Source organism: Streptomyces sp. MB09-01 (genome assembly GCF_033794505.1).
Lineage (GTDB): Bacteria > Actinomycetota > Actinomycetes > Streptomycetales > Streptomycetaceae > Streptomyces.
Map to the genome: position 1 here is coordinate 1 of NZ_JARAYQ010000324.1, position 7,858 is coordinate 7,858.

Below are 7,858 nucleotides of genomic sequence, written 5' to 3' on the forward strand. Positions count from 1 at the left end.
CCCGCGAGGAGGTTGAGGAGGCCTTCCAAGGGGAGCGGGAGTTGGGCGCTCATGCCGTTTCCCGGGCGCGGACCGTGCGGGCGGAGCTGTCGAGGGCAGAGCGGATCGTGGCGCGGCACTCGGCCACGGTGAGTCCGCGCTCCTCCCCTGCCGCTTGGAAGGCCTCCTCAACCTCCTCGCGGGGGATGTCGCCCCACGCGACGAAGCGCCCCACCTTGAAGGCGCTGCGGTTGAGCGTGTTGTTCGCCTGCTTCGCCGGCGCCTGGCGGACGGCCTCGCACTCGGCGTGCAGCGCTGCGCGGGCCGCACTTCCGCCGCGGACCGCTCCCGGCATCCTCAGGCTCACAGGGCGCGGGGCCGGAGGCTGGAGCAACGACAGCAGCCAGGCAGGCAGTTCCGCCACGGGGGAGCCGTCGGTGACTTCGTAGGTGCCGGCCGCGGTGGTGCTGCCGGGGGCGACTACGTATCCGCCGTGACCACGGGTGTCGATCAGCGGGGCCAGCTTGCCCGCCGTATTCCCGAGCCGGACGTTATCCGGAGCGGTGAAATAGAGGTGTGTGCCGCCGGAGGGAGTCCGCACGGTCAGCGTGGACGGGACGGCCTGCCCGGCGCGCTCGCAGAGCGCCAGAAGGTTTTCCGCGCCGCCAGGCGCGTCCTGACTGCTTTTCGGCGTGTCCAGGTCGACGACGATCAGTCCGGCGGGGCCTGTGGCCAAGCCGATGTTGTACGGCTTGTGGGTCCAGCACCGGACGATGACGGCCCGGTCCGTGGTCGCGCGCTGCTCCCACTTCGCGTGTCCGCTGGCGCAGATGCCGACGTGGGCGCAACGGTCTGCCCGGTGCAGGGCAGGAGCCTTCGAGCCAGGCCGGAGCGGGAAGACGGGCCAGCCGCGGGCCGCTAAGGCCAGGGCGTCAGCCAGCCTCCGCACCTGGCCGTCTCGCCGGATCGGGGTGGGTTGGGTCATGCTGGAGTCCTCCAGTTCAGTGGAATGTGCTGGCAGACGAGGGCGGCCCCGCTTCATTGGCGTGAGAGGGGGCCGCCCTCGGCGTGGCTACCGGCGGTGCGGGCGGCGGCGGTCCAGGAGCGCGAAGGCGAGCGCGGATTCGGCGAGCTGGCCGTAAGCGAACGCGGCGTTGGGGGCGGCCGCGAGCTTTTCGTTGACGTCGCCCAGGTCGAAGGTGTCGGGGACGTCCGGCTGGTCGAGGCCGCGGACGTAGGCCCACAGGTCACCGACCCGGTCCAGCTCTTCGCGGGCCTGCTCGAACTGCTGGCGTCCGTCCCAGGTGTCGAGGCCCTTGAAGGCGGGCGGGACGGGGAACAGCTCGTCGGGGATCGCGGTGCGGCCGTCGGCCTGGCGGCTGAGTTCGACGAGGGGCGGCTGCTGGCCGTTCAGCACGCGCAGGAGCGCCCACGCGGCGCCGAAGGCATACGCGGCGGCAGCGTCGTCGTAAAGCTCGGCCATGCGGCTCTCGTGCGCGAGGTGGGAGGCCACGATCGCGAGCAGCGCCCGGTCGTGCGGCCGGTCCGTGACCGCGGACGGCTGGCAGGGGTCGGCGATCGCGCCGACGACGTGCCGGAGTCGGTCGAACTTGAACTGCGTGCCGGCAGCCTGCGCGGCGTGGTGGGCGGCTCGGGCTTCCTGGGCGGCGGTGCCGAGGGCGGCCACGCTGTCGGTCAGGGTCTCGAACCACGGCATCGTGGTGGACTTCATGGGGTCTCTCCTCAGTGGCGGGTGTGGTCGGTGGCCAGGTCGGTCAGCCGCTTCGCTTCGTCGGTGGTGACGTGGCGGTAGCGGACCGAGACCCGGCATCCGGGGTGCGGGCAGCGGACGGTTCGTGTGCCGGCGAGGAGCGCGGCCGCGTCGGCGACGCGCTCCGGCAGGGGCTGGGTCACGCGGTGCCTTTCAGCGGTTGTTGAGGGTGTCGGTGGAGCGTTCAGACATAGGCGAGGGCGGCCCGGACTCTGGTGAGACGGGGCCGCCCTCGTTGTGTCTCCTGAGCGGGCGTTCAGTTGTTGATCTGCCTGCGGACCTCGGCGACCAGGCGGAGGATTTCGGAGGCCATCTCGGCGATCGCCTGCAGCTGCCTTTCGACGTCCGCCGGGTTCGGTCCGGTGAAGGAAAAGGACGGTTCGTTGTTCGGTTTGGGGTCGGTGAACGAGAACGACACGGGTAGCTCCAGCGCGGTCAGATGTCCAGGTGGTGTGCGCGCTTGATAGCGGCTTCCCACACGCTGCGTACCTGTGCTCTGGTGTGGGCGTCGTTCCAGGAGGGGATGGACTCCCACTGCTTGCCGTGCTGGCGGCGGGCCTCGTCGAGGAGGAGGTTGCCTGCGTCGCGGTAGGCGGCGTTGCGGGTGCCGGCGGCTGCTCGCAGGGCGCCGATGGAGCAGCGGGCGCCCTCCGGGTGGATGAGGCGGTGCTTGGCCCAGCCGTGGGTGTCGAGGAAGGCGAGGGCGTCGCTGAGAGTCTTCTCGACCGGCCCAGGCCGGTGCACGGGCGGGGCCGCGGCGAGGATGGCGGACACCGGTGCGAGAGCGGCCGGGGCGGCGGAGTCCGGGGTCGGGTCGAGGAGCTGGAATGCCTTCGCGTACAGGTCCAGGTCGACGGGGGTGAAGCGGGTCTCGGTACGGGTGTTCATGCTGCCCTCCACAGGCCGTTCTCGTTGGTGACCTCGTCGCGCTTCTTCAGTTCGGACAGGCGCGGCTTGATGTTCTTGGCGGTGGTGCCGAGTTTTCGGGCGATGGTCTCGGCGGTCATGGGGATGGATTCCTCCCGCAGGAGTTCGAGGATTCGAGGCTTGATCAGCTCCTGTCCGTCCGCGTGCCCGGCCGGGGCGGGGTCGGTCTGGGCCCGCTGCTGTGGCAGTGCGGACGCTCCCTGCTGGGCCTTGGTGAGGAGATCGGCGAGGCTGCCGATCAGGTTTTTGCCCCGCTGGTCGACCACCGGGGTCTGCGTGATCGAATCCCGGTGCCGCCAAGCCTCGCAGTCTTCGATGGCGACAGGCGGCTGGCTTCCGGCGAGGGAGGGGGGCGGGACGTCCAGGTACAGGGAACGGAACTGGACGGCCTGCGATCCGGGGGTCAGAAGGTAGCCCAGGCCGAAGGTGCCGTCTTCCGGCTTGGCGACGGCCTCAGTGTCCAGGCCGCTCATGTCGCGGTCGGCGACCTTGGCGTACTGGCCGGGCCACTGCGGGGGGATCTGCGACAGGTCGAGGCCCTCCGCGCCCTCCACCGCGTTGGCACCGACCAGGGAGCCCTGTCCCTTGGCGCAGCGCAGGAACACCGCGCCGCCGCCGATCAGCAGCTGGGAGCGGATGATGGAGGAGTTGCCAAGGTCTTCGGCCAGCGGGGTCTGGGTGGCCAGGACTACGCCAATACCGCGCTTGAGTGAGCGGCGGGTCATCTGCTCCACGATCGCCTTCGCCTCCGCGTGGTACCGCGAAGAGGCCGCCAGCAGCATGTGTGCTTCGTCGATGACCATCAGGACCAGCGGGTCGGTGAAGGAAAAGGCGGGGGACCTGTAGCGGGCTTCGCGGTCGAGCATCATCGCGTAGCCCAGCCGCAGGGCGCCCATCGCCTCGTCCAGACCGTCCCCGCAGAAGGCGGCCAGCGGTGCTCCGGCGATGGTTCCGGCCTGCGGCGAGGACAGGATCACCGCGATCCGGGACCGGTGGGCGGAGAGCAGGATCTGTTCCAGTACTCCGGACTTCCCGGAGCGGGAGCCGCCCACGAGGTAGAGGTGGCGGGCGCCGGAGCCGGGCTGGGCGAGGGGTACGAGGGCGGCGCGGGCGTCGATGTAGGTGCCCAGGCGGACGTATCCGCGCGAGTCCATGGCCAGCTCGTCGACGACGGCGGAGAGCATCGTGCCGTGCATCAGCGCGTGTTCCTTCATCACGCGCACCCCCATCTGCGAGGGCTTGTCGGTGGGGGCCAGAGCGATCTGGATCGTCGACAGGTTGAGGTTGCCCGCGAGGTCCTGAATGTTGACGGTCCCGATGGCCTTCCGGTCGCGGGTAGCGATCCCCTCCCAGTCCAGCGGACCGTCGTAGTGGGTGAGAGCGAGGGTGGTGCCGGGCATCGCTCCGTCGGGGATGGCGACGTGCGCGGCCCACAGCTGCTCGGGAGTCGTCGGGGCGCTGGCCGCAATCTCCGGTGCGGCTGCCGCCTTCTTGAGGTGGACGGTGACGGGCAGCGCGTTCGGCGCGTAGTGCTTGGGGTCGCCCATCTCCACGTGGGATACGGGGATCTGGTAGACGGCGGCGATGTCCGCCGCCTTCACGCGGACCTGCTGGCCCTGGGGCAGCGTGATGACCCCGGTGAACGACAGGTGGTCGTCCCCGACGTCGACGGCGAGGTGTGCGAGGACGGCGCCGGCCTGGATCAGTTTGCGGCCCTCGGTCTGGGTCGGGCCGGAGATGAACTCCGCCCACCAGGCCGTGATCAGCTGCGCCTGCGAGGACTGCCCCGCCGCAGCGGTGGCTGTGGCGGGGAGTGTGGGGAGTTCGCTGACGGTGTTGCGGTGGTGGGCAAGGGCCGCTGCCCCGGCCGGTACGGCCAGGCCGAGGGCGAACAGCGGGTCCATGCCGCTGGCCAGGAGCTGGTGGGCGGCGATGCCGCACCCGCTGGTGGTGATCCCGCAGGCGATCAGGGAGCGCAGGGCGGGGGCGGAGGCGTTGATGGCCCACGCCCCCGCTCCGGCCGCGGCGGCGGCGATAGCGGACCAGGGGCCGACAGTGGCAGATGCCACCGCGAGGGCGGCGGGCGCGTACTGGATGAACTGTGCTCGGGTCGGCCCCATGGTCCGGCTCTCCTTACTGCTGGGTGTAGAAGGCGGCTTCGGCCATGTCGACGGGGGAGGTGTCCACGGCGTCGGCGATGCCCCCGTGGTCGGACTCGACGGTGGTCTTGGCGTCGTCGGCGGCCGCGGCCGCGCTGTCCGCCGCGGCCGTGTAGGCGCCGGCCGCTTCCTTGGCGCCCGTCATGGTCAGGGCGGCGTCGGCGAACTCGGCGGTGGTGGCCGCATCCACGGCCAGCGCCTTCATCGTTTCCGAGGCGTCCTGCATCTGTTCGGCCGTGTCGTCGATGTCGGTGGTCAGCTTGGTGACGGTCTCGGCGTGCTCGTGGACCTTGTGCGTGAGCCAGGCGAGCTTGGAACGCAGGGCCGCGTACGTGGCGGCGTCCTTGAGGGACTCGGTGACAGACATGCGGTCCTCCCCTATCGGGCGTTGTAGAAGTCGCGTTCGGCGGGCTTGGTCAGCGGGGAGTCCGCGACGGCCCGGAAGATCTGGCCGTGGCGGACTTCGGCGTTCGCGGACGCGGTGCGGCAGGCCTCCTCGCCCCCCTGGATCTGGTCGTGGAGCTTTTTCGCGGCGGCGGCCTGGAGGTCGAGCTGCTCCTTGAGGTGCTCGACCTTGCCGATGAGGTTCGCGCCGACGCCCTTCTCCGTGATCTCGGCGATCAGGACGTCGCAGTCCGCGGCCAGCTGGGCGGCCTCGTCAACGAGTTCCAGGCAGGTCTCGGTGCTGGACTGGCACAGGCCGGCGGCGCCTTCGGCGAGGTCGATGACCTGCGTGAGAGTGATGACCTCACCGCCGCTGTAGGTGCGGGACTTCCCGGCGGCCGTGGTGACGTGGACGCCCGTCTCGTCGACGGTCGCGGTGTGCGGGACGGGCGGGTTGGGCTGCATCGCGGGGTCCTTCCTGATCTGCTCGGGGATCGTGACGGTTGGGGGCGCAGGGATGGTGTCGGGCGGCGGGATCGTCGGACCCGGCGCCGGCGTGGGAGGAGCGGCGGCAGACGGCGGCGGTGTTGGTGGTGGAGTGTTCGGCGGCGGCGCGGCGGTCGGCGGTGTGGTGGACGTTGGCGGCACGGTGGCCCCCGCGGTGGGCGCGGAGGGCTCCTGCGGAGGTGCGGCGGAAGGCGAACCGGAAGGCGCAGGCCCTGGCTTCTTCAGGTAGGCGGAACGCCACCCGTCACGCAGGCCCCCGGCCCAATGAGCACCCGCGAGCAGTCCGTAATGCGCTTTCGCTGCCGCGTTGTAGGAGGCGTTTCGAAAGGTGTTCGGCGCCCTCGTCGGCTCCCATTTGGCTTTCGGCTTGGGCGGGGGTTTCTTGATTCCCGCCTGCTCGTATTTGCCGTGGGTGTTGTCGACGCCGACGAGGTAGGTGATGGCGAGGAGGATGAGCAGTTCCACGAGCCCCCTTCCGTGACACTGTGTAGTCGAGAGGGGTTACCGGTTACCGGTTACAGGCCCAGCGAGCACCGGTTCGGGCCGCTCAGGGCGGCACCGAGGCGGCGTCTGCGGGCTGTAACCGGTAACCGGCGGAGCGGGCCTAGCCCGACGTTCCGATGTTGCTGACCGTGTCGTTGGCGGTGTTGAAGACGGATTCGAGGGTGCTGCGGATCTCGTTACTGAACGGCGTGTACGGGAGGAAGATCCCGGAGACGATCAGCAGCAGGCAGATCAGTTGCTGCTTTCCCTTGGTCTTCTTGAAGGTGAAGAACAGTGCCCAGCAGAACAGGGCCAGGGCGAAAAACTGGAGCGTCATTCTCATGCACCCTTCTCGAAGGTGAATCCCTTGTTGTTCGCGGGGGTGACCGCACCAGAAGCGGAGGATGCGGAGAGCTTCTTGTAGGCGACGAGGCCGCCGCCGCCGACGAGCGCCACCCACAGCCAAGGGCTGGACGTGATGCCGTCGCCGGCACCCCCGGTGTGCTCCTTGGCCTTGGGGGTTGTGCCGCCGAGGGTCGGGGCGGCGCAGGCGGGGATCTTCGCGACGTCGTACGAGGCGGCCTTGGCCACGGCCGCCGCCCGGATCTTCATGCACTCTAGGTAGACGGACATCTCCCGCTCGTACAGGGCCTTGGCCGCGGCTTCCTCGGTCTCCGCCCGCTGCTTGTCGGCCTCGACCTCGACCAGGGCGTTCGCGGCCTGCTCCTTGGCCCGCGCGCGCTCCTGGGCGGCCTGCTCGCCCTGCATGCTGGTGACGGCCACGACCGTGCCGCACACCGCGAGGACGGCGATGGTGCCGCACATGGCGAGAGCGGCGGTGTTGCGGCGGACTCCGCTGAACTTGGCGGAGAACTTGGACGACGTGCTGGGCTTCTCCGGGGCTGCGGGGTTCATGCGGGTGAACTCCTTGTCCCAGTCGATGCCGGACATGAGGGTTCCTCCTTCCCGTGCTTGGGCGGTGCAGGTCAGACGTGCTGATCGGGGTCGGGGTAGGCGCATGGGGTGCACATGCCGAGCGAGGCCGGAATGACGTATCCGGCGTCGCGGCGGCAGTTCGGGCACCAGCGGCGAGCGGCGTTGGCCTTCGCCAGAGCGGCGGCCCGCCGTTCGGTCATCGGCCGGACGGGCCGGGCCACCTCGATCCGGTAGAGGTAGGCGACCAGCGGCCCGCGCCGACGGCGGGGCCGTTCCAACTGGGCGGCGACGTCCTGTCCGCCGGGGCGGAGGCCGAGGGCGCGGAGCTGCCGGCGGGTGGCGAGTCCGTCCGGGGCGAGGCTCCACCGGTAGACGGGGAGGGTGGTCACCGGGGGCTCTCTTCCTGGGCCATGAGGGTGGCCCAGGCGCCCCGGATCCGGGCTTCGCCGCCGGTGAATCCGGACTCGCGGAACGCGGCGACGGTCTGCCGATAGGACAGGGGCGGGTCGGCGGAGTAGCGCAGAAACCGCAGGACGACCACGATCTGTTCGTCGCTGAGGGGCTCCCCGATCAGCGGGGTGGAGACCCCGGCGATGGCGGCGACCTCGCCGAGAGTCACGGGTGTGACGGCGGGCGTGACGCTCTCCTCGCTCAGGTCGGTCAGCGGGTCGTTGACCTGCGTGTCTTCCCCGTCACGCCCGCCCGTGACCGC

The 7,858-nt window shown here is 70.5% G+C and carries 11 protein-coding genes and 1 pseudogene; all 12 read right to left on the minus strand.

The window, feature by feature from the left end; genetic code table 11:
* Positions 1-49 precede the first annotated feature (49 nt).
* A complete protein-coding gene (locus tag PV721_RS38425; protein ID WP_319732752.1) occupies positions 50-964 on the minus strand; it encodes a bifunctional DNA primase/polymerase in 915 nt (304 codons plus the stop codon).
* An 87-nt stretch (positions 965-1,051) separates the two neighbouring features.
* Positions 1,052-1,711, minus strand: coding sequence for a hypothetical protein (locus PV721_RS38430; RefSeq protein WP_319732754.1), 660 nt, complete (start codon positions 1,709-1,711; stop codon positions 1,052-1,054).
* Between the two features lie 11 nt (positions 1,712-1,722).
* Positions 1,723-1,893 (minus strand): hypothetical protein, encoded by a 171-nt coding sequence (locus tag PV721_RS38435; RefSeq protein WP_319732756.1) that lies wholly within the window; start codon positions 1,891-1,893, stop codon positions 1,723-1,725.
* Positions 1,894-2,006: 113 nt separating this feature from the next.
* On the minus strand, positions 2,007-2,168 hold the full coding sequence (locus PV721_RS38440) for a hypothetical protein (RefSeq protein WP_319732758.1): 162 nt from the start codon (positions 2,166-2,168) through the stop codon (positions 2,007-2,009).
* 17 nt (positions 2,169-2,185) lie between these two features.
* Positions 2,186-2,638 carry a hypothetical protein gene (locus PV721_RS38445; RefSeq protein WP_319732760.1) on the minus strand — a complete coding sequence of 151 codons (453 nt, stop codon included), beginning with the start codon at positions 2,636-2,638 and terminating at the stop codon, positions 2,186-2,188.
* The gene (locus tag PV721_RS38450; RefSeq protein WP_319732762.1) at positions 2,635-4,797 is read right to left on the minus strand and encodes a hypothetical protein; all 2,163 of its coding nucleotides are present in this window, start codon (positions 4,795-4,797) and stop codon (positions 2,635-2,637) included. The genes PV721_RS38445 and PV721_RS38450 overlap by 4 nt, the downstream gene beginning before the upstream one ends.
* A 13-nt stretch (positions 4,798-4,810) precedes the next feature.
* A complete protein-coding gene (locus PV721_RS38455; RefSeq protein WP_319732764.1) occupies positions 4,811-5,203 on the minus strand; it encodes a hypothetical protein in 393 nt (130 codons plus the stop codon).
* 11 nt (positions 5,204-5,214) lie between these two features.
* Complete coding sequence (locus PV721_RS38460; RefSeq protein ID WP_319732766.1) at positions 5,215-5,685, minus strand: hypothetical protein; 471 nt, start codon at positions 5,683-5,685, stop codon at positions 5,215-5,217.
* A 646-nt stretch (positions 5,686-6,331) separates the two neighbouring features.
* Positions 6,332-6,547: a hypothetical protein gene (locus tag PV721_RS38465; RefSeq protein ID WP_319732768.1), complete on the minus strand. Its 216-nt coding sequence runs from the start codon at positions 6,545-6,547 to the stop codon at positions 6,332-6,334.
* 2 nt (positions 6,548-6,549) lie between these two features.
* A complete protein-coding gene (locus tag PV721_RS38470) occupies positions 6,550-7,161 on the minus strand; it encodes a hypothetical protein (protein WP_319732770.1) in 612 nt (203 codons plus the stop codon).
* Between the two features lie 35 nt (positions 7,162-7,196).
* Positions 7,197-7,535, minus strand: a complete 339-nt coding sequence (locus PV721_RS38475) for an RRQRL motif-containing zinc-binding protein (protein WP_319732772.1) — start codon at positions 7,533-7,535, stop codon at positions 7,197-7,199.
* Positions 7,532-7,858, minus strand: a pseudogene (locus PV721_RS38480) (hypothetical protein); the annotation flags it as partial. The pseudogene PV721_RS38480 and the gene PV721_RS38475, both read right to left, overlap by 4 nt.